A 23,982-nucleotide genomic window follows, 5' to 3' on the forward strand; every position below is an offset into this window, starting at 1 on the left:
GCTCCGACAGAGGACTCCGGCTGTGTCGGTTTCACGCCGACGAAATAGTAGATGCCATTCGGCGTATATGTCGCTAGGGTTGGTCCCATGGTGACAGACGACGTATTTGCCGTCATTGCTGAGGCAACGCGGCGCGACATTCTCGTTTCCCTTCAAAAAGGGGACAAGGCAGTGGGGGAGCTGGTCGAGGAGCTCGCCGCGAGCCAGCCCACCATCTCCAAGCATCTGAAGGTGCTCCGTGAAGCCGACCTCGTGAGCATGCGTGCGCAGGGACAGAAGCGCTACTACGCGCTTAATCCCAAGCCGCTGGCGGGCGTCGCCAGCTGGCTGGGGACGTTCGACGTCGGCCCGGCGGCTGCCGGTGCCGGGTCACCGGACGCCGCGGGCGCCGCTGAGGCCGCCGCAGACCAGCAGCGTCCGAACGCCCGGGCACAAGCGGCAGCTTCCGTTCCCCGTGACGCAGCTCCCAAGCGTTCAGCGCTTGGCGGGCCAGCTCTTGGCGGCGCAGCGACGCCAGCCGCCCCGGACGCAGAGGTTCCCGAGGCGTTCGCCGCCGCCGGCGCTGCTGCTGCTTTAGGCGCGTCCGGGCGTCCCGACGGCGCGCCGCTGAGTCCCGCCGTCGTCGTTCCCGGAGGCGTGCAGGACGACACCGTTCCGCAGCAAATCGGACGCACGGTGGGCCGCGGCGCGAAGAAGGCCGCGGACCTGCTGGCGAACCTGCCGAAGTTCGGCCGCAAGAAGTAGCCCGGGCCGCCCGCCGGCGGGTCCTACCTGCCGAGGATCCGCACGTGGTCAGGTGTCAGCTCGGAGAGCTTGCTGACGCCCAGGAGCGCCATGGTGCGGGTCATGTCCTTTTCGAGGATCTGGAGGGCGCGGTCCACGCCGGCCCGTCCGCCGGCCATCAGCCCGTACAGGTATGCGCGGCCAATCAGCGTGAAGTCCGCGCCGAGGGCCAGTGCCGCGATGATGTCCGCGCCGCTCATGATGCCCGTGTCCAGGATGATCGCGGCGTCCGAGTTGTCCGCTTTGAACGCCTGCGAGACCTCCGGCAGCAGGTGGAGCGGGATGGGTGCGCGGTCCAGCTGGCGTCCGCCGTGGTTGGAAAGCACCACACCGTCGGCACCGTGGTCCACCACCTTGCGGGCGTCGTCCACGGTCTGGATGCCCTTGACCACCAGGTTGCCCTTCCAGGTTTCACGCAGCCAGTCCAGGTCATCGAAGGTCAGCGTGGGGTCGAACATTGAGTTGATCAGGTCCGCCACGGTACCGGTGTAGCGCGAGAGTGAAGCGAACGTCAGCGGCTCGTGCGTGAGGAAGTTGAACCACCAGGCCGGCCGGTAGGACGCATCCAGTACGGTCTTCAGGGTCAGAGACGGCGGTATGGTCATGCCGTTGCGGACGTCGCGGAGGCGGGCGCCTGCCACTGCCGTATCGACGGTAACCATGAGGGTGTCGTTGCCTGCGTTGGCAGCCCGTTCGATCAGCTCCAGGGAACGGTCCCGGTCCGTCCAGAGATACAGCTGGAACCAGTTGCGGCCATGGGGTGCCGCCTCGGCGACGTCCTCGATGGACGCCGTTCCCATGGTGGAGAGCGTGTAGGGGACGCCAGCGGCCTCGGCGGCCTGTGACCCGGCGTATTCGCCTTCGGACTGCATCATCCGGGTGAAACCGGTAGGGGCGATGCCGACCGGCAGCCGGGACGGGCTGCCCAGGATGTCGGTGCCCAGGTCGATGCTGGAGACGTCGCGGAGGATGCCCGGGCGGAACTCGATGTCGACGAAGGCCTCACGGGCGCGGCGCAGGCTGATCTCGGCTTCAGCGGCGCCGTCGGTGTAGTCGAAGGGGGCCCGGGGCGTGCGCCGCTTGGCCATGTCCCGCAGTTCCCAGATGGTGCTGGCCCGCTGCAGCCTCGCGGCCCGGCTGAATTCGGGCTTCTTGAACTGCATCAGCGGAGCCACGTCCGAGTACTTCGGGATCCGGCGCTTCAGGGCGGCGGGGATGTGTGCGGGCGCAGAAATGCCGGGCACCCGGTCCGCCGGAGCGGTGTCACGGGGTGTGGTGGGGCCTTCCGGGTTGTTTGATTCGACTGTCTGCGTCATTGCTGCCTCCGACTGCGGTGGTGTGGTTGGACCACACTCTAATGCATGTGGTCCAACCACATCAACTATGATGGCCACATGCGTACGCACCAACTTGTCCTGCAGTGGATCGAGGACCAGCTCGCAGGCGGCCAGCTCTCGGTGGGCGGCCGGCTCCCCGCCGAGCGCAGCCTGGCAGAGCAGCTCTCCGTCTCGCGCACCTCAGTCCGCGAAGCCATCCGCATCCTCGAGGCCATGGGCGTCGTGCGTGCCGGCGTGGGGTCGGGGCCGGACGCCGGTACTGTTGTGATTTCCGATCCGACGGCTGCTCTGGGCTCGGCACTGCGGCTGCACGTTGCCACCCAGCACCTGCCCGTGGCGGACATCGTTGAAACACGGGTACTGCTGGAATCCTGGGCCGCGGCCCGGGCCAAGCCGGACGCTCCCGAACTCGAGCGTGCATCGGAGCTGCTGGACGATATGGACGCCGGTCCCGAGGTTGATGATTTCCTGGCCCTGGATGTGCGGTTCCACCTCGCCCTGGCCGATGCCGCCGGGAACGCGGTGGTCAGCGCGATGATGGGATCCCTGCGCGAGGCCATCCAGGGCTACGCCGAAAAGCTGACGGCCAATCTTCCGGACTGGGAGGCCACGGCAGCGCGGCTGCGTTCGGAGCACCGGCAGATTCTGGAGGCCATCCGGAACGACGACGGCGGCCGCGCGGCTCAGCTGGTCGCGGCCCATATCGAGGGCTACTACAGGGAGGCCGGCCTGGGCCACGACACGGCCAGATGACAGTTGGCGGCAATGTTCCCGATAGACACTGCCGCCAACTGTCATGTCGCGGAGTGTGAAATACACTGGCGGAATGTCTACTGTGAAGCCTCGCGGACGCTACGCCAAGGGCGCCGAACGCCGTGAGCAGATCATTCAAACGGCCACTGATGTGTTTGCCACGGAGGGCTTCGAGGGGACGGCCCTGAAGCGCGTGGCCGAGCAGGTGGGCGTGAAGGAAGCCACCTTGTTTCACTACTTCAGTGGCAAGCAGGAGCTGCTGACAGCTGTTCTCGCCGAACGGGACCGCCGGGGCAGGGAGCTCGGAGCAGCAGTGGAACCTGGCCTCCCGGGGCTGGTCCCGGTGGCTGAGCGCAACATGCAGGAGCCTGGGCTGACCACGCTGTATGCGGTGGCGTCAGCAACAGCAAACGACCCCGGACATGCTTCGCACACCTACTTCCAGACCCGGTATTCGGAACTCGTCGAAGAGCTGGGGCAGGACATTCGGCGCCGCCAGGGCGCGAACGAAGTCCGGACCGATGCCTCTGCGGACTCGCTGGCGCGGCTTGTCATCGCGGCGTTTGACGGCCTTCAGCTGCAATGGCTGTACGACAAAAACGTGGACATCGCGGCAGGCCTCGGGGAGCTGGTCGAGGTCCTGCTGGCACCGCCGGGAACCGGGGCCGAATAACGCCGGCATCCCCTTACCGGGGCCTGCCCGGACCGGCAGCGGGACCGGAGTCTGCCTACACGGCAGCGGCGACAGAACCGGCGTCGGCCGCGGCCCGCGGCAGCGGATCCAGGTGGCTGATGCCGTCCGGCGTGACCTGCAGGACCTGGGCCGTGGCAATGTCATAGAACAGGCCGGTCAGGTGCAGCCGGCCCGACTTGAGGGCTGCGCGGACACCGGGATGACGCTGCAGCCGCTCCAGCTGGACCGCCACGTTGACCATCGCCAGCTGGTCCACTTCCCCGTATCCCTCCTCCGCTGCAGCGGCCCGCACCCGGTGCCCTGAGCGGAACGCGGCCAGGCTGGGCCGGGCATGGTCCAGCCACGCCTCGACCGCATTGCGCCCGGCTGCTGCTTTCTGGGGCGAGTCCTTCGCCGGCTCTGCGGTCAGGGCAGTCATGGCACCGCAGCCGGAGTGGCCGCAGATGACCACCGACCTGACCGAAAGCTTATGGAGCGCGAAGTCCAGCGCTGCTTCAACCGAGGGGTCGAGCCGGCCGTTCCCCACCACGTTGCCCACGTTCCGGACGGTGAACAGGTCGCCCGGGCCGCTGCTCGTGATCAGGTTCGGCACCAGCCGTGAATCCGAGCAGGTGAGGAACAGTGTGTCCGGGTTCTGGGCGGCGGACAGTTCCTGCACATGGGGGCGAAGCAGGTGGGCGTGGCGGCGGTGGTAGTTCTCCACCCCGGCGAGGATGGTCTGCAGCGGAGCCGGTGCGCTGGTCCCGGCGTCCGTTCCGGGCCGGAGATCCCGCTGCCAGCTGCGCCACGGGGCAAAGCCGCCGCGCAGGGCGGAACGCGAGCTGCCGCGCGCCGGCGGACCGGCCTTTGCACCATGGAGGGTGGCGGTGCCGCTTTCTTCTATCTGCACCGTGCCGCCGTTGCTGATGTGCCGGCGGCGCCACGCGTCCAGCGTGTCGTGTACGGGATGATCCAGGAAGTCCACCTCAAGCTCGACGGTGACGTGCGAACCGGACGGGACGGAGGCGAGGACGTGGCTGAGGCGGGGGAGTGACAGGAAGCTGCAGGATCCGTCGATCACTAGCCGCCAGCGGTGTTCGTCCGGGTCTCCGAGGGGTTCCGCATGGATGCCGGCGCGGACCACGCGCCACAGCACCAGCACCACGGCCAGAGCCAGGCCCGTGAGCACTCCTGCCAGCAGGTTCACAAACACCACGGTCAGCAGCGTGACGGCATAAACCGCCAGGTCCCCGGTAACGCGGGCAGTGTGGAAATCGGCCACTTTCACGAGCCGGACGCCGATGATGATCAGCAGCCCGGCAAGGACGGCAACGGGAACCAGTTCGATTACCGCCGCAAGGAGAAGTGAAAAGACCAGCACCCAGACGCCGTGCAGGATGGCTGATTTTCGCGTTCGCGCCCCTGCTTCCAGATTGGTCGCGCTGCGCACGATCACGCCAGTAACGGGAAGTCCGCCCAGCATGCCGGAGGTCATGTTGGCTGCTCCCTGGCCCAGGAGTTCCCGGTTGAAGTCCGTCCGTTCGCCGTGGTGCATCCTGTCCACGGCGACGGCGGAGAGCAGGGATTCGACGCTGGCCACCAGCGCGATGGTGATGATGCCGATCGCAACGGCGCTCCAGTGCCCCTGCGGCAGTTGCGGGAGGGACAGCGCGTCGAGGAGGGACCCGTCGAAGGTGATCCGGTCGACGTCGGACTTGAACGGGAGGGAAAGCGCGGTGGCGGCGACCACTGCCGCCAGCGGAGCCGGGATTCGGCGGACGGCGGCCGGCATGTACTTCCAGCCGAGCAGGGTCAGGATCACCAAGACGCCCAGCGCCGCTGCCTGGTGGTCCACGGAGGTGATGGTGGCGGGGAGGGCCTTGACGTTGTGCCAGGCCGATTCGCCGGCCTCGGCGCCGAGCATCACGTGGGTCTGCTGCAGGACAATGATGACGCCGATTCCGGCGAGCATGGCGTGGACCACCACGGGGGCGATGGCCAGGGCCACGCGGCCAACCCGGGCGAAGCCCAGCAGGGTCTGGAGGACACCGGCCGCCGCCGTGATGGCGCAGGTCGCGGGCCAGCCGAACTGCTCGATCAGGCCGGCAACGATGACGGTCAGGCCTGCGGCGGGGCCGCTGACCTGCAGAGGTGAGCCGCCAAGCGTGCCGGCCACGATGCCGCCGACTGCTGCAGCGATAAGGCCTGCCATGACGGGTGCTCCGGAGGCAGCCGCGATCCCCAGGGAGAGGGGCACCGCCACGAGAAACACGACAAGGGATGCGGGCACGTCCCAGCGAAGTCCGGACGTCAGGGCAGCCGGGAAAGGCATCCGGTTTGCTGTGCCGTTTGCTGTTCCGGGTGGAGAGATTGGATCCGTAGCGGCTGGTGAGGGCATTTTCAGTCCTTGGCTCGTTTGGCGGGTCCTTGCCCACGCTATTGACGCCGCCAGCACGGCTGCAAGGATGTCGGTCGTGAGAAACAACACCTGCGGGCAGCCGTAAAATCCGCTTAACACAGGCCTTGGTTCTCGTCCTTTGGCGGTTCCGGGCCGGTTGCTGGCAAAAGTCCCGGCGGGGTGCCGGAAAGCCGGTTTCCCAGCCCACCCTCAAGAATCCGGGGGCACGGTGATGGGCGCGGGATCTCGGGTCAAGAGTCAGGGAGAAGCGCCCGAAAAGATGGGATTAATCAAGTCACATTAGAAATTCGGGGCCGGTCAGGCGGATTCTGCGCTAAAAAATTTTCCCAACAGCTGCAGCGTGAGCGGCCTCGCGATGCCGCTTCGCCGCCCGGCAGCGGAGCCTGAAAGCGGCCCAGCCTGTCCGTTTGCGCACGTCTCGAATTTGCGGATCGCAGAACGGCGAGGCTATGGTGTGCCTATGACTAACCGTTGGTATGCGTATTTTTCGTTGGCTCTGGAGGAGCCCGCGTCTAACTGACACGCATCCAACTACCTTCAGAGCCAACAGGGCAGAGATCATTCTCTGCCCTTCGCCATTTCTCCGGCGGGTTCTGATCTGGGCCCGCTCCGCACCGGAACAGGACCCCCATGAGCACCGCAGCAGCAACCGCAACCCAGCAGCCGGCGTCGAACCACAGCACGACGCGCGCCGCCTCGAAGCAGTCCACCTCGAATTTGCGCGTCAGCGGGATCACCGCCCTGCCCACGCCCCAGGAGATGATCGCCGAACTGCCGCTCGACGCCCGGACGGCAGACGTCGTCGAACGCGGCCGGGACGAAGTCCGGGCTGTCATGGACGGCGTGGACGACCGCCTGCTTGTGATCGTCGGGCCGTGCTCCATCCATGATCCCAAGGCCGGCCTCGAATACGCCCGCCGCCTCGTCAGCCAGGCCGACAAGCACAAGGAAGACCTGCTCATCGTCATGCGGGCCTACTTCGAAAAGCCGCGCACCACGGTCGGCTGGAAGGGCCTGATCAATGACCCGCGGCTTGACGGCACGCACGACATCGCCACGGGCCTGCGCGAGGCGCGCCGCTTCCTACAGCAGGTGACAGCACTCGGACTGCCCGCCGCCACGGAGTTCCTTGAGCCGATCAGCCCCCAGTACATGGCCGACCTCGTCTCCTGGGGCGCCATCGGTGCACGCACCACTGAAAGCCAGATCCACCGCCAGCTCGCCTCCGGGCTTTCCATGCCCATCGGTTTCAAGAACGGGACCGACGGCGACCTTCAGGTCGCGGTTGATGCCTGCAGCGCCGCCGCGGCGGCCCAGGCCTTCCTGGGGATCGACGATGACGGCCGGGCGGCCCTTGTCTCCACCGACGGCAACCCGGACACGCACGTCATTCTGCGCGGCGGCCGGAAGGGCCCCAACTACTCCGCCGCCGACGTCGAAGCTGCGTCATCGAGGCTCGCGGCAAAGAACCTCAACCCGCGGCTCATCGTGGACGCCAGCCATGCCAACAGCGGCAAGAGCCATCACCGCCAGGCCGAGGTTGCCCTTGAAATCGGTGCGCAGCTGGAAGATGCAGGCGCCGCCGCAAACGCCGTGGCCGGGGTCATGCTCGAGAGCTTCCTCGTAGGCGGCGCCCAGAACCTGGACGTGGCCGGGCACGCCGCCGGGAAGGACGAGCTCGTCTACGGTCAGAGCGTCACCGACGCGTGCATGGAGTGGGACGTGACGGCCTCGGTCCTGGAGCAGCTGGCGGCGTCGTCGCGGAAACGCCGGGCTTTCACAATGGCCACGTGAGCATCTAGAGTAACTAGGACACGGTTGTTCGATGGCTCAGCATCGGCGCACCGCAGACAAACATGGGATGCCGCAATGTTGCTGAGAGCAAAGGAATATGGGAAATGTCCGCAGAGTCGAACTTCTCGAACGCCAAGTTCTTGACCGTGGCCGAAGTGGCTGAGGTCATGCGCGTCTCCAAAATGACCGTGTACCGGCTGGTCCATTCCGGGGAGATGCCGGCCGTTCGGTTCGGCCGCTCGTACCGGGTTCCGGAGACCGCCGTCGAGCAGTACCTCAAGGGTGCTGTTGTGGACGGACAGTCGGACACCGCGTGATTCTTGGCGCTCAACTGACCGTTCGGATTCCCGTGGCGGCTGCAGCTTCCTTGGGGGCGGTTGCAGGTCATGGGAATGCCGGCGGTCAGGAGGCGCCCGGATAAGCGGTACCCTGTTAAGGAACGTTTTACGTCATTGTAAGAATCTGTCAGTTGTTCAGTCTGTTGCTTAGTCCACGGACCTTCTCCATCAGACAGGTACTGCATCTAGTTTGTAAGGAACTTTCGTGGGTTCAGTTATTAAGAAGCGTCGCAAGCGTATGGCCAAGAAGAAGCACCGCAAGTTGCTTCGCAAGACCCGCCACCAGCGCCGCAACAAGAAGTAGAGATACTTTCAGTGCGTGGATGCCCGCCGCCTTTCGAGGTGGCGGGCATTTTTGCGTTCAACTCACCCGCGGATGCGCAAAATCCCCCTCGACGCCGGAATTCCGGTGTCGAGGGGGATTTTGCGCGTCGCCGGTAAGGAAGCGCCTCAAAGCCGGGGGCCGCGGAAGCGCGAGTAGCCCCTCCACAGGCCGTACACCGCCCCTCCGGCGGTTGCGGCCTTGAGCCCAAGTGTCGCGGCGCGCCGGCCCGAGCGGAAGTCATAGACCGGCCAGTTGTGCTCCCGGGCGTGCTTGCGCAGCCGGACGTCCGGGTTGATGGCGACCGGGTGGCCCACCAGGGTCAGCAGCGGGATGTCGTTATAGGAGTCGCTGTACGCCCAGCAGCGCTTGAGGTCCAGGCCTTCGGCATCGGCGAGGCCCTGGACGGCCACCGCCTTCGCCGAACCGTGCAGGATGTCGCCGACCAGCCGCCCGGTGTACAGTCCCTCGCTGATTTCTCCAACGGTGCCCAGCGCCCCCGTGAGCCCCAGCCGGGTGGAGATGACCGTGGCCACTTCGATCGGAGTGGCAGTCACGAGCCAGACCTGGCGCCCCACGCGCAGGTGCTGCTGGGTCAGGGCCTTGGTGCCGGGCCAGATCCGGGAGGCGATCATCTCGTCGTAGACCTCTTCGCCGAGCACCTTAATGTCTTCCACGGTGATGCCGGAGGCAAGGGTCAGGGCGGAGTCCCGCACCGCGTGGACGTCGTCAATGTTTTCGCCACGGATCACGAACTTGAACTGCTTCCACGCCATGCCGGCCGCCTGGGGGAGGGTAAAGGCTCCCCGCTGATGCATTTTCCGGGCCACGTGGAAAAGGCTGGCGCCCCTCATCAGGGTGTTGTCGACGTCGAAAAACGCGGCCTCGCCTTGTTGCCGCGTTGCAACGGGCTGCCTGGCCACAGCGACATACTTCTCCTCAGGCATGCCACTGAGTCTAGTCAACGCGGGGAAGCCCATCCTCCGGGGACGCCCAATCGGGCCAACTCGTCGCGTTCTGCCGACGCCGGCATCGCTCCGCGCCGGGAACGGCGCTACGGTTGAGCCATGGCAAATCCCGACGTCGTTCTCCTCACCAAAGCTGACTGTCACCTGTGCGCTGCCGCGCGCGACGCCGTCGGACGGGTTGCCGCAGGGCTGGGAATTGGGTGGACGGAACAGTCGGTGGACGGCGATGAAGCCCTCCGGGACCGCTACGCCGAAGAAATCCCGGTGGTGCTGGTGGACGGGATCCAGCGCGACTTCTGGAAGATCGACGAGGCAAGGCTCGAGCGCGTCCTGCGCCAGGCGATGGCGCGCTAGCCGCGTATCCCGCACAGAGGCACCGGCTTTGTTGACATAAGTGATGGGGATTTAGAGTGGACTCACAACGCGACGCAATGGAGCAATTAGTGACTTCGCTCGATTCACCACCCCAGGCCGTGCCAGGGCACACCGGTGCTGCCGGCAAGCAGATCCCGCCAGCCGCTGTGGCCCGGCTGACCATCTACCTGCGCGCCCTGAACTCCCTCCTCGCCGAAGGAATTGAACGCGTCTCGTCCGAGTCCCTGGCCGAGGCCTCCGGGGTCAGCTCCTCCACCCTCCGCAAGGACCTCTCCCACGTGGGATCGTATGGCACCCGCGGTGTGGGCTATGAGGTCCAGTACCTCAGTCGCCACATTGCCGCCACTCTCGGACTTACGCACGACTGGAAGGTTGCCATCGTCGGCGCCGGTAACCTGGGCAAAGCGCTGGCCAGGTACGGCGGGTTCGAGTCCCGCGGCTTCGACGTGGTGGCTATTTTCGACGCCGACCAGATGGTGGTTGGCAACGAGGTGGGCTGGCTGCGCGTGAGTGACGTGGCGGACCTTGAAGCCGTGCTGGAGCGGACGGGCACGAACATGGTGGTCCTCGCCTTGCCGGCGGCCGTGGCCCAGAGCGTTTGCGACCGCGTGGTGGCGGCGGGCGTACGCAGCATTCTCAGCTTTGCGCCGGTGATGCTGCAGGTTCCCGACGATGTTAACCTCCGCAAGGTGGACATGGCCACCGAGCTGCAGATCCTGGCCTACCACGCGCAACGGGCGCAGACCCCGGGGCAACCGCACTGACTTGCGGCCCCGGTTAAGCGCGAACGTACACCTGTGGCCCCTGACTCCGCTGGGAGTGAGAGGCCACAAGGTAGGTGAACAACAGGCAGTTGGCGTGGTTAGCGGCCGTACGGGCCGGCGTACGGGTTGGCGAAGGGTTGCGGCTTCTGGAAGTACGGTGAAGCCGCAGGCATGTACAGCATCACGATCGCGGCGATCCCAAGGACGACCACCACGGTGTTGATGCCCAGCGGCGCAATGGAGAAGATTGACAGCGCCGCAAAGACGGTGCCCAGGATCCGGGCCCAGTTCTTGCCCTTGCGCACGTTGAAAGCGACCAGGGCGTAGAGACCGGCGCCGATCAGGGTCGCGACCACCATCGTGCCGATGATGATGGGCTTAATGTCTTCGAAGGGGATGTTCTGGCCGCTGCCCCGAAGTTGGTCTTCGAACGTCTGACGCATGATGGGGTCGTCGAGGGTGGGAATGCTGACCAACAGGGACAGGAGCGAGAGGACGCCCGCGGCAATAATCATCCAGAACGCTCTGTCCACCAGCTTCGGAACGCCGGCCGGGCCCTGGCCCCCGGGCTGCTGCGAAGGGTACTGGGCATACGGTGACTGGCCATATGGCGACGGGCCCTGAGGCGGCTGGCCGTACGGCTGTTGCCCGTACTGTGGCTGTCCATACTGCGGCGGGTTCTGCCCGTACTGCGGCTGCTGTTCTCCGAACTGCGGCGTGTTCTGGCCGTACTGCGGCTGCTGGGGAGCGTTTTGGCCATACTGCGGCGCATTTTGGCCGAACTGCGGCGCGTTCTGTCCATACTGGGGGGCATTTTGGCCGTATTGCGGAGCATTCTGGCCGTACTGCGGCTGCCCGTTGCTGTCCCGTCCCGGCTCATCGGAATCATGGCGGCCGGAATCCGGATCGTTGGGGTTGCGAGGCGGGACTGGAGGAGTGCTCATGAGCGTTCCTTTGCGTTGTGACGTAGGGACCGGCCGCCGGGTTCAGACGCATTGCCCTGCCCCCAGCATGGCTTAACTCCACCGTACCCCTCACCGGGCGTGTCGAGGCTCATCCCCGAGGGGTATTCGCGGCAAACCAGGCCTGCGAGTTGGGAACCCACATCAGCACGGTTGCGGCCAGGGCTGCCAGAAAGCCCAGCCCGTTGCCGCCGCGGCCGTCAGTGAAGGCGAGGCTTATGACAGCGAGAAGCAGGGAGGCAGCGGCAACAGCCGTCAGTGCGAGCCGGCCCCACTCCCGGGCTTCCTTCATATTCATGGCCAGGACAATCTGCACCGCGGACAGCGCCGCGCCGCAGACCGCGAGCAGCAGCACAAGGATCGCGATGCCGGGCGAAAATGCAAAGAGAACCAGCGCGCCGAACAGCACGATCACTCCGCCGAGCAGCCCGAGCAGGCCACTGAGCACCCAGATCCAGTAGGAGATCTTCAGCTCCGTAGGCAGCCCGATCACGCTGAACAGCCCGGCGAATCCGCCTGGCGGCATCGCCTCATGGAAACTGCGGGGGCGATCCGCCGGCAGGTGGAACGGGAAACGTCCTGCACGCCGCTGTTGTGGACGGTCGCCGGAAGGGGGTTCGCTGCCTGGTTCCTGCGGCGGATCGTTGGGGTTGCTCATGGCTCTCACTTATAGAAGGGCGGTGTGGCTAATTATAGAAAGCGTCCGGGCCCGGACGGCCACGGTGGGCAATAGCTGCCGGCGACGCAAAAGCCCCGCTTCGTGGAGCCGGCTTGAGCCGGACCATGGGCGGGGCGTTTGCGGTGCACGGCCCGTTATGCGGCCCTGGTCTGCGGTTACGCGGCAGGGGCGATGAAGGCCAGTTCGAGGTTGATGGCAACCTTGTCGCTGACCAGCACGCCGCCGGCTTCCAGGACGGCGTTCCAGGTCAGGCCGAAGTCCTTGCGGCTGATGGTGGTTTCAGCGGAAACGCCCGCGCGGGTGCTGCCGAACGGGTCCACGGCCACGCCGTTGAGCTCAGTCTCGAGGGCCACCGGACGGGTCACGCCCTTGATGGTGAGGTCGCCCTGGAGCTCGTAGCTGTCGCCCTTGGCCACGAGGCCGTTGGAAACGAAGGAGATCTCCGGGAACTTCTCGACGTCGAAGAAGTCTTCGCCGCGGATGTGGCCGTCGCGGTTGACGTCGCCGGAGTCGAAGCTGGCGGTCTGGATGGTGGCGCTGACCTTGGAGTCGGCCACGTTCTCGGCCAGGTCCAGGGTTGCGGTGGCTTCCTTGAACTGGCCGCGGACCTTGCTGATGCCAGCGTGGCGGACCGTGAATCCGATTTCGCTGTGCGAGGTGTCGAGGGTCCAGGTGCCGGTGGTCACGTTAGCGGGAAGTGCCATGGTGGTTCTCCTTGGTTCGGTGATGCGTCGGATGAATCGTGGGTTGAAGCTTCATTTGTTGAAGTATCAACTAACTGCTGCATCCAGTATAAACATGCAAATGCATCTTTTATTCCAGCCCTCGGGAACATTTCGTAATTTTCTTGAGTTCTACTCGATGTAGAAGATTTCGTCATTAGCCCTGCCCTTTGAGAAACTGGTAGACATGCCCCAAGCCACTGTTCATTTGCTCCGCCACGGCGAGGTCCACAATCCTGCGGGCGTCCTGTACGGCAGGCTGCCGGAATTCCACCTTTCCGAGCTTGGCCAGCAGATGGCGCAGACGCTGGCGGAACACTTCCGCAACCGCGCCGCCCAGGGTGCAAAGATCGTCTACCTCGTGGCCTCCCCGCTGACCCGCGCCCAGGAGACGGCCCTTCCCACGTCCCAAGCGCTGGGGCTGGAGATCCATACGGACAAGCGCATCATCGAGGCGGAGAACCATTTTGAAGGCCTGAGGGTCACCAGGGCCGAGCTGAGGAAGCCCAAGCATTGGCCGAAGCTCGTGAACCCGATGCGGCCCTCGTGGGGCGAGCCGTACAAGGATCAGGCGGCCCGCGTGCAGGCAGCCGTTCAGGATGCACGCGCCAAGGCGATCGAACTTGGCGGCGACGGCGCCGAGGCCATCATGGTCAGCCACCAGCTTCCCATCTGGGCCACGCGCCTCAGCGCAGAGGGAAAGCCGCTGTGGCACGATCCCCGCAAGCGCGAGTGCACCCTAACCTCCCTGACGTCCCTCGTGTTCGATGACGACGGCACACTCGTGCGCGTTGTGTACACCGAGCCGGCCGCAGCCCTTCTTCCCGGTGCCTCCAGCACCCCCGGAGCCTAACCATGACCAACCCCCCTGTAAGCTCCCGCCGCAGCGTCCTCGCTGCCGGAGGCCTGGCATTGACGGCGCTCACGCTGGGTCTGACCGGCTGCGCCCAGGAAGATGCGCTGGCCAAACAGGCGAAGGCGGGCGACAACAAGAACTACGTCGCCGGGGACGGCTCGGTGACGGAATTCGCGGCGGCGGACCGCAAGGCCGCCGTCGATATCCAGGGAACGCTCTTCAACGGCACCGCAGTCACGCCCAAGGACTTCCTGGGCAAGGTGACCGTCCTGAACTTCTGGTTCGCCGCGTGCGCGCCGTGCCGGGTAGAGGCCCCGTTGCTTGAAGAGCTCCACCAGGAGTTCAAGCCCAAGGGCGTGCAGTTCCTCGGCGTGAACCTGCGGGATGAGAAACCCACCGCGGAAGCCTTCGACAAGACGTTCGGCCTCACCTACCCGAGCTTCAACGACAAAGACGGCGGCGTGCTGCTGTCCGTGTCCAGCCTCGTGCCTCCGGGGGCCGTCCCAACAACACTCGTCCTGGACAAGCAGGGCCGTGTGGCATCGCGCGTGCTGGGGGAGATCCAGAAGGGCACCCTCAAGGCCCTCATCGATTCCGCCGTGGCAGAGTAGCGGGCAGGCCGTACCGTGAACAGCCCCTTCGCCGAAGCCATCCTGAACGGCTCGCTGCTCCTTGCCATCCCGGTGGCGCTCCTGGCCGGGCTGGTGTCCTTCCTCTCGCCCTGTGTCCTGCCGCTGGTGCCCGGATACCTTGGCTACGTCACGGGTTTGACCGGCGTGGATCTCCAGAAGCAAAAGCGCGGGCGCATGCTGGCCGGCATCGGCCTCTTCGTGCTCGGGTTCTCGGTGATCTTCGTGCTGCTTGGCGGCGCGTTCGGCCAGCTGGGCACGCTGCTCGCCGCCGGCCAGAACGCCTGGATCACCCAGCTGCTCGGAATCCTGGTGATCATCATGGGCGTGGTCTTCATGGGCGGATTAAGCTGGCTCCAGCGCGACGCCAAAATCCATGCGAAACCGCCCGCAGGACTGTGGGGCGCCCCGCTGCTGGGGATCACGTTCGGCCTCGGCTGGGCGCCGTGCATCGGCCCCACCTACTCCGCCGTCCAGCTGCTGAGCCTCTCCGGCGGTTCGTCCGCGGCGAAGGGGGCCTTCCTGGCGTTTGTCTACAGCCTCGGCCTGGGCATCCCGTTCCTGCTCATAGCGCTGGCAGTGCGCCGCGGCGCCGGCGTGATGTCCTTCTTCCGCAAGCACCGGCTCGCCATCCAGCGGACCGGCGGGGGAGTCCTGATCGTGCTGGGGATCCTGATGGCCACAGGACTGTGGGGCGCCTGGGTCACCCAATTGCAGTACTGGTTCCAAACCGACGTTAAGTTGCCGATCTGATGAGCGAGCGTGTGAAGTCCACCAACAACCGTCCGGCCGAGGAATCCCCCAAGGATCACGCACCCAAGGACGCCGCCCCGAAGGACGCAGCCCCGAAGGACGCCGCCCCGAAGGAAGGCCTGAAGGAGGCCAAAGCCAACGCGGCGCTGCCTGCCCTGGGCCCCGGCGGCATGCTCCGCTGGGCCTGGACGCAGCTGACCAGCATGCGAACGGCGCTGTTCCTGTTGCTGCTGCTGGCCGTGGCTGCGGTGCCTGGTTCGCTGTTCCCGCAGCGTCCGGCCAACCCGTCGGTGGTCACGCAGTACATCAAGGACAACCCGGACTACGGCAAGATCCTCGATTCGCTGCAGCTGTACGACGTGTACTCCTCGGCCTGGTTCTCGGCCATTTACATCCTGCTCTTCATCTCGCTGATCGGCTGCGTGGTGCCGCGCGCCATCGCACACTACCGGGCCATGCGCTCGGAGCCGCCGCGGACCCCGAAGCGGCTGTCCCGCCTGCCCGAGTACGGCACACTGGTGGTGCCCGCGGAAGCCGGCATCCCGGCGTCGGACGCTGTTGAAAACGCAGCGGCGCTGCTCAAGAAACGCGGCTACCGCGTTGCGGTAAGGCACGACGGCGAGCGGCCGTCGTTGGGGGCGGAGCGTGGCTTCCTGAAGGAAGTGGGAAACCTTGTCTTCCACACCTCACTGATCGGAGTGCTGGTCTCCGTGGCGGTCGGCGGCCTGTTCGGCTACAGCGGCCAGCGGATCCTCGTGGAGGGCGACACCTTCGTCAACACCCTCGTGGGCTACGACCAGTTCAACCCGGGCACCAACTTCCAGAGCAGCCAGCTCCAGCCGTACTCCATCCAGCTCGACAAATTCCAGATCAAGTTCGACCGGGAGTCCCAGGGCAAGTTCGGCCAGCCCATCGACTTCACGGCAGACGTCACCACGAAGGAAAACCCCGGGGCCCCGGCCAAGAAGGAAGTCCTCAAGGTCAACGAACCGGTGACGCTTGGCGGCACCAGCATTTACCTGACGGGCAACGGCTACGCCCCTGTGGTAACAGTGCGCGACGGCAAGGGCAATGTCGCCATGCACGGGCCCGTTGTCGCCAAACTGCAGGGCGACAACTACTACTCCTCCGTGGTGATCAAGGTTCCGGACGCGAAGCCGGACCAGCTGGGCTTCGCCGGGTTCTTCCTGCCCACGGCCTTCGTCACCGATGAGGGAATTTCCTTCAGCGGCGATCCGGAACTGATCAACCCGCAGCTGAGCCTGAACTCGTACTACGGCAACCTCGGCCTCGACAAGGGTGCCCCGCAGAATGTGTTTGAACTCGACGTCAAGGACCTGACGCCACTGAATGCCCGCAACCTGGCGACCAAGGGCATCACACTCGCCCCGGGCAGCACGTACACCCTGCCGGACGGCAAGGGCTCCATCAGCTTCGACGGCGTGAAGCGCTATGTCGGCGTCGATATCCACCACAATCCGGGCCAGCTGTCGGCACTGATTTTCGCGCTGCTTGCAGTGGCCGGCCTGGTGATCTCCCTCTACGTCAACCGGCGCCGCGTCTGGGTGCGGACGGGCAGGCACGAGGACGGGCGCACCATGGTGGAATACGGCCTGCTGGCCCGCGGCGAAGACCACCGGCTGGCCGGCGAGGCCGCGGCGATCCGCGGGCTGCTGCAGCGCGAGTGGGGCCTCGACCCGGACGGGCCCGGCACACCATCTTCCAATTCCTCACCAGCAGGCTCGGCTGAGCCGAAGAAGGACCGGTAATGTTCCCCATCAACGAAACCATGGGCCAGTACAGCGAGCTGTTCATGCTCCTCGCGGCTGGCACCTACACGGTGGCGTTCATCGCCTTCGCGTGGGACCTGGCCAAGAGCAGCAGGGCCCTCCGTGCCGTCGACCTGAAGGCGGCCGCCGCGGCGTCCCCTGAGAGCCCGTCGGACACCGGCGCGAAGGTTCCGGTGGCAGCAGGCGCCGCGGGTGCTGGCCGGGATGCCGGGCGTGCCGAGGGGCACCTTGCCGGACCGGCCGGCCGTGCCGAGCGGCCGTCGTCGTCCGTTTCCGCCAAGGCGCAGGGCACCGGCGGCGCGGCAGGGCAGACGGCGGACGCCAGCATGAGCTACGGCGGCGAGCGCCGTGCCCCCGCCCGCGTGGCTGTCGCACTGACCATCCTGGGCGCCGCCATTCACGCAGCGGGCGTGGTAACCCGTGCCATCGGCTCCGGGCGCGTGCCGTGGGGCAACATGTACGAGTTCCTGACCACCGGCGCGTTCGTGGCCGTGGCTGTGTTCCTCGTGGTGCTGATCCGGCGCGACCTGCGGTTCCTGGGCACCTTTGTGGTGGGCCTGGTGATCATCATGCTGGTGGCTGCCTCCGTGGCTTACTGGACCCCTGTGGGCCATCTCGTGCCGGCTCTGCAGAGCTACTGGCTGATCATCCACGTCTCCATTGCCGTGCTTTCCTCGGCGCTGTTCACCCTGACGTTCGCGATGTCCGCGCTGCAGCTCGTGCAGTCGCACCGGCAAAGGACCATCGCGGCAGGAGGGGCGGACAAGCTGGGCTTCATGCGCCTGGTGCCGTCCGCGTTGAGCCTGGAGAACCTCTCCTACCGCATCAACGCGATCGCCTTCATCGGGTGGACCTTCACGCTCATGTTCGGGGCCATCTGGGCTGAGAAGGCCTGGGGGCGCTTCTGGGGCTGGGACACCAAGGAAGTGTGGACCTTCGTGATCTGGGTGGTCTACGCCGGCTACCTGCACGCCCGGGCAACGCGCGGCTGGACAGGAACCCGCGCGGCCTGGCTGTCCATCGTGGGCTACCTGTGCGTGGTTTTCAACTTCACCATCGTGAACCAGTTCTTCAACGGCCTGCACTCCTACTCGGGGCTGTAGGGCGGCCACCCGCGTTCGCCGCGTTCGCCGTTTGCCACAAAGGGCCGCTCAGCTTGCTGCTGGGCGGCCCTTTCCGGCAAACGGGCGGGTCTACCGTGGGGGCGGCTTGGTCCGGCCGGGCCTCCACCCCCGTTCCGTCAGTGCCGCCCGCACCCGGGTCACAGCGTTGGGTTCCATCCCTGGGGAGAACGGGTCCAGGTCCCACTGGGTCAGGACGACGACGAGCCAGCCGAGTCCGCGGGCATTCTCGTCCCGGAAGATGTCGCTGCGCCGCTGTGCGGGAGTTGCGTGGTGGCCGCCGTCGTACTGAATGGCGATCCTGAATTCCTCGTAGGACATGTCCGGATCCTGAATCCAGCCGCCCGTTTCATCGAACATGGGCACATTGATGGCAGGCTCGGGCAGACCAGAGCGCACCAGCAGGAGGCGGAGCTCGGTCTCCTTGGGCGAATCGGTGTCCGCACGCATCAGTGCCCTGGCCTGCGTCGCCTTCCGGTATCCCGGCCGGCCCGCCTTCGTGGCGAGGTACGCGTCCAGTGCAGCCGGCGTGGACAGGGCTCCTCTGCGCCGGAACAGGAAATCGCCGGCAATGACCAGTTCATCCAGGCTCAGGACGCCTGCTAGGTCGAACCAGGTGCGCAGCGGAGACGTGCAGGCCATTGGCCGGCCCGCCGTAATTTCATCGGGCGCAAGGACGGATTGGTGCCCCACCACTTCCTTGCGCCTCACGGCCCGGGTCCCGGGCTGGCACGTCAGGTGGATGGCAGGCCTTCCGTGAGCGGGGGAGACGAGGCCACGCGGCAACGGAAAGCCCCACAGCACAGCGGCCGTGACATGGCTGACGACGGCGCCCGTGGCCAAAGCGAGCGCCCGGGCCCGGATTTTCAGCGTCATGTCGGTCGCAGCCGGAACCCGGACGCCGTGGCACGGGCTGGCCAGGTCCTGGGCCCGGGAGCGCCGCCGTGTCAGGCCGGCGGCCTGTGCCTGTTTCACGGTGAACGGCTGGCCGGACAGGGCTTGGGGGAGCGGTACGGGGCGGGGCATGACTGCATTCTCGTACCCCGGGGAGACCGGCAAGGCGTTATCCACACAACAGTTGCCATGTGGAGGAAGGGTGCTCCGCCGCCGTTTGCCAGAAAGGGCCGCTCAGCAGCGTGCTAAGCGGCCCTTTTCGGCAAACGGGCACGTGCTCCGGGCAGGAGTCAAAACGTGGCAGGCAGTGGAAGCGCCCTGTTCTAGCTGGGTTCGGGTTCTACTTGGCTTCGGGGTTTCCCTCGGCGCTGGCATCTCCGGCACCCGACGCCCCGGATTCACCTGTGCCGCGGGATCCGTCGTCGTTTTTGGCCTTTTTGGCTTCGAGGTCGTCCTTCAGCTTGCGCTGCCGCTCCGCTTCGGCCTGCTTGCGGCGGCGCTGTTCCAGGTTGCGGAGGAAATCGGGGTCGTCGTCAGGCGCCGTGGGATGGGCGTAGGCCCGCCGGATCGGCGCCTCATAGCGCGGGCGCCCGATCAGGAACCACAGGGCGGCGCCGACGATGGGAAGAAGGACAACGATGAGGATCCATGTTGTTTTGGAGAACCCTCGGGTAAGGCTCGCATCAGTCCGGATCACGTCCACCAGTCCGTAGACGTAAATGGCAAGAACGGCGACTGCAATGGCAACACGGAGCATGCATTCAGTCTAGCTCTCACATGCCCTGGCGGAGATTACAGTATGTGCACGGCCAGTGCCAGAGATTTCCGGCAACCGGGCACCGTGGTTTTGGGGCGTGCGGAGGGGCGCAGGCTTCGTTCAGGGATGGCGGCTAAACTTGGATAGTGGCTTTTGTGAAATACTCCCTGATCCGTCTCGCCCTCTTTGTGCCGCTGTTCGCACTCTTCGTGTTTCTGCAGTTGGGCTGGCTCCTGGCCGTGATCTGCGCCGGACTCATTTCCTTTGCCATCAGCTACCTTTTCTTCCAGAAGCAGCGGGATGCGGCGACGGCCTCGTTGCATGCGCGGTTCTCCGGCCGGGCCAAGCCCCTGCGCACCGCCGGTGAAGTAGCCGACGCGGAGGCCGAGGACCGCCTGACCGACGCCCACCCGGACGTCGCCGTCCGAAACGAAATCCCCAAGAGCGACACACCCAACAGCGAAACCCGGAACGGCAAGGCCAGGAACCAGGAAGCGTAGTACCCGCCGGGCCGGCTACGTCCCGTGGCTCAGGATCAGCCCCAGCGAGAACAGCGCAGCGTAGCCGAGGTTGATGAGGCCGGTCTGCTTCAGGACCGGAATGAGGGTCTTGCGCTTCCGGCCATTGATCATCAGCCAGGCAGGCATGAGGCTGGCCGGGATGAGCAGCAGGACAATCAGCATCCAGGGCCGCGTGGGCGCCAGGATCACCACGAGCAGGATGGCGACGGCGAGCATCAGCACGTAGCTTTCGCGGGCATGCTTGTCGCCCAGCCGCACGGCCAGGGTGCGTTTTCCGGCCTGGATGTCGGACGGGATGTCGCGGACATTGTTGGCCATCAGCAGGGCGCAGGCAATGAGGCCGGTGCCGATGGCGCCGATGACGGCGGGGAGGCTCAGCTGCCCGGCCTGGGTGTACGTGGTGCCGAGGGTTGCCACGAGTCCGAAGAAGACGAACACGAAGACGTCGCCCAGGCCCATGTAGCCGTATGGGTTCTTGCCCCCGGTGTAGCCCCAGGCCGCCATCACGCAGCCGGCGCCGACGAGCAGCAGCCACCATGTCTGGGTGAGGATGATCAGGACCAGACCAAACAGCATAGCCACGCCGAAGGCCCCGAAGGCAGCGTATTTGACGTGCTCCGGGGGCGCCGCGCCGGATCCGACCAGCCGGAGCGGTCCCACACGGTTTTCGTCCGTGCCGCGGATCCCGTCAGAGTAGTCGTTGGCGTAGTTGACACCGACCTGCAGCAGCAGCGCCACGAGGGCCGCCAGAATGGCGTTGAGCGGGCGGAAGGCACCCATCTCAAATGCGGCCGCCGTGCCGATCGCGACAGGGGCGATCGCTGCGGGCAGGGTGCGGAGCCGGGCGCCTTGGATCCATTGTGCGGCTGTGGCCACGGTGAGTACCTCGTGTTGGTTGGGTGGAACGTTGCCTCGCAGGTTGCGCGGCAGGAGCAGTGCGGAAACCGCCGCGGCGCACGTGAGCCCGCCGCGGCGCGGAACTAGTCTATTTTCCCTGATGTAGGGCGTGCAGCCGTTCAATCATGGCGAGCCTGTCGGGTTTGCCGTTGGGCAGCATGATCAGGCGGCTGGCTGGAAGCACGGTCTTGGGGGCCAGCAGGCCCAGCGTCCGGTGCCATTCCTCAGCCAACGCGGCGCCGTGAGCGCCATCCGCGGCTCCGGATAATGGACCGGAGACCGCAACATAGGCGGCCACGGCCTGCCCCCATTTCGCGGACTGGACCCCGGCCACGAAGGCCGCCTTCACGCCGTCGAACTTCTCCAGCTCTTCCTGCACGTGGGCGGCGGAGACCTTGATGCCGCCGGTAATGATGACGTCGTCGGCGCGGCCCAGAACGGTGAGCCGGCCGTCGGCGTCCAGCGTTCCGAGATCGTTGGTCCGGTACCAGCGGACTCCCTCCTCGTCGATGAAGGCCTCCGCCGTCTGCCCGGGGGCATTGAGGTAGCCGGCCGCCAGGGTGGCCCCGCCAAGGTGGATGCGCCCGTCTTCCGCCAGCCGGAGCGCGGCACCTTCGAGCGGAAAGCCGTCATACACGCAGCCGCCGCAGGTTTCCGCGGCACCGTAGGTGGTGATCACCCTGATGCCGGCGTCGCGGGCTGAGTCCAGGAGGGCCGCCGGAGCCGGGCCGCCGCCGAGCAGGATGCCGTTGAAGCGGCGCAGAACCGCGAGTGTGGCCGCCGTCGGGTTGGCCAGCAGCCGCTGCAGCTGCGTGGGCACCAGGGACGTGAAGCGGATGTTGTCCGTCAGTTCCTGTGCCGCGGCCGTGAAGCCGTCCACGGTGAACCCGTTGGACAGGTCCATGGCCCACGGCCTCGTCCCGGCGAACAGCGAACGCACCAGCACCTGCACGCCCGCGACGTACTGCACGGGCAGGGCCAGGAGCCACTGGCCTTCGCCCTTGAGCGCGAAAGCCGTGGCCATCGACGAGGCAGCGAGGGCGTCCACCGTCAGGACGGTGGCTTTGGGAGTGCCCGTGGAACCGGAGGTGCGGACCACCACGGCTGCGCCCTCGACGCCGGTGTTCTCCACCAGGGAAACCACCGGATCACCATTGGGTCCCGCGGAAAGCTCGACGGCGGGGCCCTCACCGTGGAGGGCGGCAGCAAGAGCCTTCAGGGCTGGTTCGATGTTCACGGGGTCCGCCTTGGTGAAGTGTGCTGTGGGGCTGGGGTCATGGGGCTGTCTTTACGTCGTTCCGAGCCGGGCTCAGCAGTCCTGCCGGCTCAGAAGTAGTACGGGAACCTGGACCACTCCGGATCCCGCTTCTCGAGGAACGCCTCTTTGCCTTCCACCGCTTCGTCGGTCATGTAGGCCAGGCGGGTGGCTTCACCCGCGAAGACCTGCTGGCCCGCCAGGCCGTCGTCGGCAAGGTTGAATGCGAACTTGAGCATGCGGATGGCCTGCGGCGACTGCCTGGCGATGTCCGCGGCGTATTCAAGCGCCACGTCCTCGAGCCTTTCGTGGTCCACCGCCTCGTTCACGGCCCCCATGCGGACCATGTCGTCGGCGGAGTACTCCCGGGCGAGGAAGAAGATCTCGCGGGCTGCCTTCTGCCCGATCTGGCGGGCCAGCAGCGCGGAGCCGTAGCCGGCGTCGAAACTGCCCACCGTGGCATCGGTCTGTTTGAACTTGCCGTACTGGCGCGAGGCGATGGTGAGATCCGCGACCACGTGCAGTGAGTGGCCCCCGCCGGCTGCCCAGCCGTTGACGACGGCGATGACCACCTTGGGCATGGTCCGCATCAGCCGCTGCACTTCCAGGATGTGGAGGCGCCCGGCGCGGGCCGGGTCGATGGTTTCCTTGGTGTCGCCGGCCGCATAGCGGTACCCGTCCCTGCCCCGGATCCGCTGGTCCCCGCCGGAGCAGAACGAGTGCCCGCCGTCCCTGGGGGAAGGGCCGTTGCCTGTGAGCAGTACGGTGGCCACGTCCGGGGTCATCCGGGCGTGGTCCATGGCGCGGTAGAGCTCATCAACCGTGGCGGGGCGGAACGCGTTGCGGACCTCGGGGCGGTTGAAGGCGATGCGCACAGTGGGCAGATCCCGCACCACGCTGCCGGATGCATCCCGCTCCACCTGCCGGTGGTAGGTCATGTCCTGGAAGTCGTCGAAACCTGACACGGTGCGCCAGCGCGACGGGTCGAACACATCGGATACCTTGGCGGGGATTTCGTTGCTCACCGTCCAAGTCTAGTAATCGTGTCAGCTGATGCAGAACTCGTTGCCCTCGGGGTCCGCCATGGTGTGCCAGGAATGCGGCCCCTGGCTGGCGGTCCACAGGAAGGTGGCGCCACGGGCCTCAAGCTCCCGGCGGACCTCGTCCTTGTCCCGGTCTCCGATCCTCACATCCCAATGAATGCGGTTCTTGAGCGTCTTCTGTTCCGGGACAGTCTGGAAGAGGATGCGCCGCTCGGGCGCCTTGGCCTCGAGTTCCTCCACGGGCCGGATCGCCGCCCCGTCCTTCCAGACCAGCCTGCCGTTGTGGGTCACGGTGTCCGCGTCGCTGGCGAAGCCCTGCTCGATCATTGAGCGGATGAAGTCCTCGTCCTGCGGCTCCACCGCCCACTCGAGCGTCTCAGCCCACCAGTCGGCGAGGTCATGCGGATTCTTGCAGTCGACGGCGATCTGAATGTTGAGTCCCATGGGACAAAACTACGACGGCGGCCGGACCGCCCGATAGGGGGCAACGTGCGCTTGCTATGGGGCGCGAGGTGGCATTTCACGGCAGTGCTGCCCGGCCAACACTGCCGCCAACTGCCGTCTCGACGGCCGGCCC

The 23,982-nt window shown here is 66.3% G+C and carries 26 protein-coding genes; 14 read left to right on the forward strand and 12 right to left on the reverse strand.

The features are described 5' to 3' along the window. Positions 1-87: 87 nt before the first annotated feature. Positions 88-744 carry an ArsR/SmtB family transcription factor gene (locus AC6CH3_RS13325; protein ID WP_498132889.1) on the forward strand — a complete coding sequence of 219 codons (657 nt, stop codon included), beginning with the start codon at positions 88-90 and terminating at the stop codon, positions 742-744. 23 nt (positions 745-767) lie between these two features. On the opposite strand, the gene AC6CH3_RS13330 is transcribed toward AC6CH3_RS13325, so the two are convergent. Then, entirely contained in the window at positions 768-2,099 is a 1,332-nt protein-coding gene (locus AC6CH3_RS13330) for an alpha-hydroxy acid oxidase (RefSeq protein ID WP_498132890.1), read from the reverse strand. 78 nt (positions 2,100-2,177) lie between these two features. Here AC6CH3_RS13330 and AC6CH3_RS13335 point away from each other — a divergent pair, with 78 nt between their 5' ends. Then, complete coding sequence (locus AC6CH3_RS13335) at positions 2,178-2,873, forward strand: FadR/GntR family transcriptional regulator (RefSeq protein ID WP_498132891.1); 696 nt, start codon at positions 2,178-2,180, stop codon at positions 2,871-2,873. 73 nt (positions 2,874-2,946) lie between these two features. Continuing rightward, positions 2,947-3,546 (forward strand): TetR/AcrR family transcriptional regulator, encoded by a 600-nt coding sequence (locus AC6CH3_RS13340; RefSeq protein ID WP_498132892.1) that lies wholly within the window; start codon positions 2,947-2,949, stop codon positions 3,544-3,546. A 55-nt stretch (positions 3,547-3,601) separates the two neighbouring features. Here AC6CH3_RS13340 and AC6CH3_RS13345 read toward each other — a convergent pair whose 3' ends face one another. Continuing rightward, positions 3,602-5,944 carry a SulP family inorganic anion transporter gene (locus AC6CH3_RS13345; protein WP_498132893.1) on the reverse strand — a complete coding sequence of 781 codons (2,343 nt, stop codon included), beginning with the start codon at positions 5,942-5,944 and terminating at the stop codon, positions 3,602-3,604. Between the two features lie 651 nt (positions 5,945-6,595). On the opposite strand from AC6CH3_RS13345, the gene AC6CH3_RS13350 reads away from it, so the two are divergent. The 3 genes from AC6CH3_RS13350 to AC6CH3_RS13360 all read left to right on the forward strand — a co-directional run bounded on the left by AC6CH3_RS13350 (position 6,596) and on the right by AC6CH3_RS13360 (position 8,401). After that, the gene (locus tag AC6CH3_RS13350; protein WP_498132894.1) at positions 6,596-7,759 is read left to right on the forward strand and encodes a 3-deoxy-7-phosphoheptulonate synthase; all 1,164 of its coding nucleotides are present in this window, start codon (positions 6,596-6,598) and stop codon (positions 7,757-7,759) included. 104 nt (positions 7,760-7,863) lie between these two features. Then, complete coding sequence (locus AC6CH3_RS13355; RefSeq protein WP_400579309.1) at positions 7,864-8,076, forward strand: helix-turn-helix domain-containing protein; 213 nt, start codon at positions 7,864-7,866, stop codon at positions 8,074-8,076. Positions 8,077-8,302: 226 nt separating this feature from the next. Further along, positions 8,303-8,401, forward strand: coding sequence for a 30S ribosomal protein bS22 (locus AC6CH3_RS13360; RefSeq protein ID WP_003792170.1), 99 nt, complete (start codon positions 8,303-8,305; stop codon positions 8,399-8,401). Positions 8,402-8,547: 146 nt separating this feature from the next. Here the strand turns inward: AC6CH3_RS13360 and AC6CH3_RS13365 are convergent, their stop codons facing one another. Beyond that, positions 8,548-9,366 (reverse strand): HAD family hydrolase, encoded by an 819-nt coding sequence (locus AC6CH3_RS13365; RefSeq protein WP_498132895.1) that lies wholly within the window; start codon positions 9,364-9,366, stop codon positions 8,548-8,550. 120 nt (positions 9,367-9,486) lie between these two features. On the opposite strand from AC6CH3_RS13365, the gene AC6CH3_RS13370 reads away from it, so the two are divergent. Both AC6CH3_RS13370 and AC6CH3_RS13375 read left to right on the forward strand, forming a co-directional pair. Beyond that, on the forward strand, positions 9,487-9,741 hold the full coding sequence (locus AC6CH3_RS13370; protein WP_498132896.1) for a glutaredoxin family protein: 255 nt from the start codon (positions 9,487-9,489) through the stop codon (positions 9,739-9,741). Positions 9,742-9,830: 89 nt separating this feature from the next. Continuing rightward, positions 9,831-10,526: a redox-sensing transcriptional repressor Rex gene (locus AC6CH3_RS13375; RefSeq protein WP_498132897.1), complete on the forward strand. Its 696-nt coding sequence runs from the start codon at positions 9,831-9,833 to the stop codon at positions 10,524-10,526. A gap of 98 nt (positions 10,527-10,624) precedes the next feature. Here the strand turns inward: AC6CH3_RS13375 and AC6CH3_RS13380 are convergent, their stop codons facing one another. The 3 genes from AC6CH3_RS13380 to AC6CH3_RS13390 all read right to left on the reverse strand — a co-directional run bounded on the left by AC6CH3_RS13380 (position 10,625) and on the right by AC6CH3_RS13390 (position 12,871). After that, entirely contained in the window at positions 10,625-11,470 is an 846-nt protein-coding gene (locus tag AC6CH3_RS13380) for a hypothetical protein (protein ID WP_498132898.1), read from the reverse strand. A 109-nt stretch (positions 11,471-11,579) separates the two neighbouring features. Beyond that, entirely contained in the window at positions 11,580-12,146 is a 567-nt protein-coding gene (locus AC6CH3_RS13385) for a hypothetical protein (RefSeq protein WP_498132899.1), read from the reverse strand. Positions 12,147-12,322: 176 nt separating this feature from the next. Further along, on the reverse strand, positions 12,323-12,871 hold the full coding sequence (locus AC6CH3_RS13390) for a YceI family protein (protein ID WP_498132900.1): 549 nt from the start codon (positions 12,869-12,871) through the stop codon (positions 12,323-12,325). Positions 12,872-13,076: 205 nt separating this feature from the next. Between AC6CH3_RS13390 and AC6CH3_RS13395 the strand changes: the two genes are divergently transcribed. From AC6CH3_RS13395 to ccsB, 5 genes are read left to right on the forward strand one after another with little or no spacing between them, the layout of a single operon-like run. Next, positions 13,077-13,742, forward strand: coding sequence for a histidine phosphatase family protein (locus AC6CH3_RS13395; RefSeq protein ID WP_498132901.1), 666 nt, complete (start codon positions 13,077-13,079; stop codon positions 13,740-13,742). A gap of 2 nt (positions 13,743-13,744) precedes the next feature. Next, on the forward strand, positions 13,745-14,356 hold the full coding sequence (locus tag AC6CH3_RS13400) for a TlpA family protein disulfide reductase (protein ID WP_498132902.1): 612 nt from the start codon (positions 13,745-13,747) through the stop codon (positions 14,354-14,356). A gap of 15 nt (positions 14,357-14,371) precedes the next feature. Beyond that, on the forward strand, positions 14,372-15,127 hold the full coding sequence (locus tag AC6CH3_RS13405) for a cytochrome c biogenesis CcdA family protein (protein WP_498132903.1): 756 nt from the start codon (positions 14,372-14,374) through the stop codon (positions 15,125-15,127). Continuing rightward, positions 15,127-16,896: a cytochrome c biogenesis protein ResB gene (gene resB, locus AC6CH3_RS13410; RefSeq protein WP_498132904.1), complete on the forward strand. Its 1,770-nt coding sequence runs from the start codon at positions 15,127-15,129 to the stop codon at positions 16,894-16,896. The genes AC6CH3_RS13405 and resB overlap by 1 nt, the downstream gene beginning before the upstream one ends. Beyond that, on the forward strand, positions 16,896-18,020 hold the full coding sequence (gene ccsB / locus AC6CH3_RS13415) for a c-type cytochrome biogenesis protein CcsB (protein ID WP_498132905.1): 1,125 nt from the start codon (positions 16,896-16,898) through the stop codon (positions 18,018-18,020). The genes resB and ccsB overlap by 1 nt, the downstream gene beginning before the upstream one ends. A gap of 90 nt (positions 18,021-18,110) precedes the next feature. On the opposite strand, the gene AC6CH3_RS13420 is transcribed toward ccsB, so the two are convergent. Together AC6CH3_RS13420 and AC6CH3_RS13425 are read right to left on the reverse strand one after the other, a co-directional pair. After that, positions 18,111-19,064, reverse strand: coding sequence for a hypothetical protein (locus AC6CH3_RS13420; RefSeq protein WP_498132906.1), 954 nt, complete (start codon positions 19,062-19,064; stop codon positions 18,111-18,113). 208 nt (positions 19,065-19,272) lie between these two features. Then, a complete protein-coding gene (locus AC6CH3_RS13425; protein ID WP_498132907.1) occupies positions 19,273-19,689 on the reverse strand; it encodes a PLD nuclease N-terminal domain-containing protein in 417 nt (138 codons plus the stop codon). Positions 19,690-19,835: 146 nt separating this feature from the next. Between AC6CH3_RS13425 and AC6CH3_RS13430 the strand changes: the two genes are divergently transcribed. After that, positions 19,836-20,189: a DUF4229 domain-containing protein gene (locus AC6CH3_RS13430; protein ID WP_498132908.1), complete on the forward strand. Its 354-nt coding sequence runs from the start codon at positions 19,836-19,838 to the stop codon at positions 20,187-20,189. Between the two features lie 15 nt (positions 20,190-20,204). On the opposite strand, the gene AC6CH3_RS13435 is transcribed toward AC6CH3_RS13430, so the two are convergent. The 4 genes from AC6CH3_RS13435 to AC6CH3_RS13450 form a co-directional block, all read right to left on the reverse strand. Then, entirely contained in the window at positions 20,205-21,086 is an 882-nt protein-coding gene (locus AC6CH3_RS13435; protein WP_498132909.1) for a 1,4-dihydroxy-2-naphthoate polyprenyltransferase, read from the reverse strand. A gap of 109 nt (positions 21,087-21,195) precedes the next feature. Then, entirely contained in the window at positions 21,196-22,344 is a 1,149-nt protein-coding gene (locus AC6CH3_RS13440) for an AMP-binding protein (RefSeq protein ID WP_498132910.1), read from the reverse strand. Positions 22,345-22,433: 89 nt separating this feature from the next. Next, the gene (locus AC6CH3_RS13445; protein WP_498132911.1) at positions 22,434-23,387 is read right to left on the reverse strand and encodes a 1,4-dihydroxy-2-naphthoyl-CoA synthase; all 954 of its coding nucleotides are present in this window, start codon (positions 23,385-23,387) and stop codon (positions 22,434-22,436) included. A 21-nt stretch (positions 23,388-23,408) separates the two neighbouring features. Beyond that, complete coding sequence (locus tag AC6CH3_RS13450; protein ID WP_498132912.1) at positions 23,409-23,849, reverse strand: VOC family protein; 441 nt, start codon at positions 23,847-23,849, stop codon at positions 23,409-23,411. Between the last annotated feature and the right edge of the window lie 133 nt (positions 23,850-23,982).

The sequence above is a fragment of the Arthrobacter sp. GQ119 genome (genome assembly GCF_059759125.1).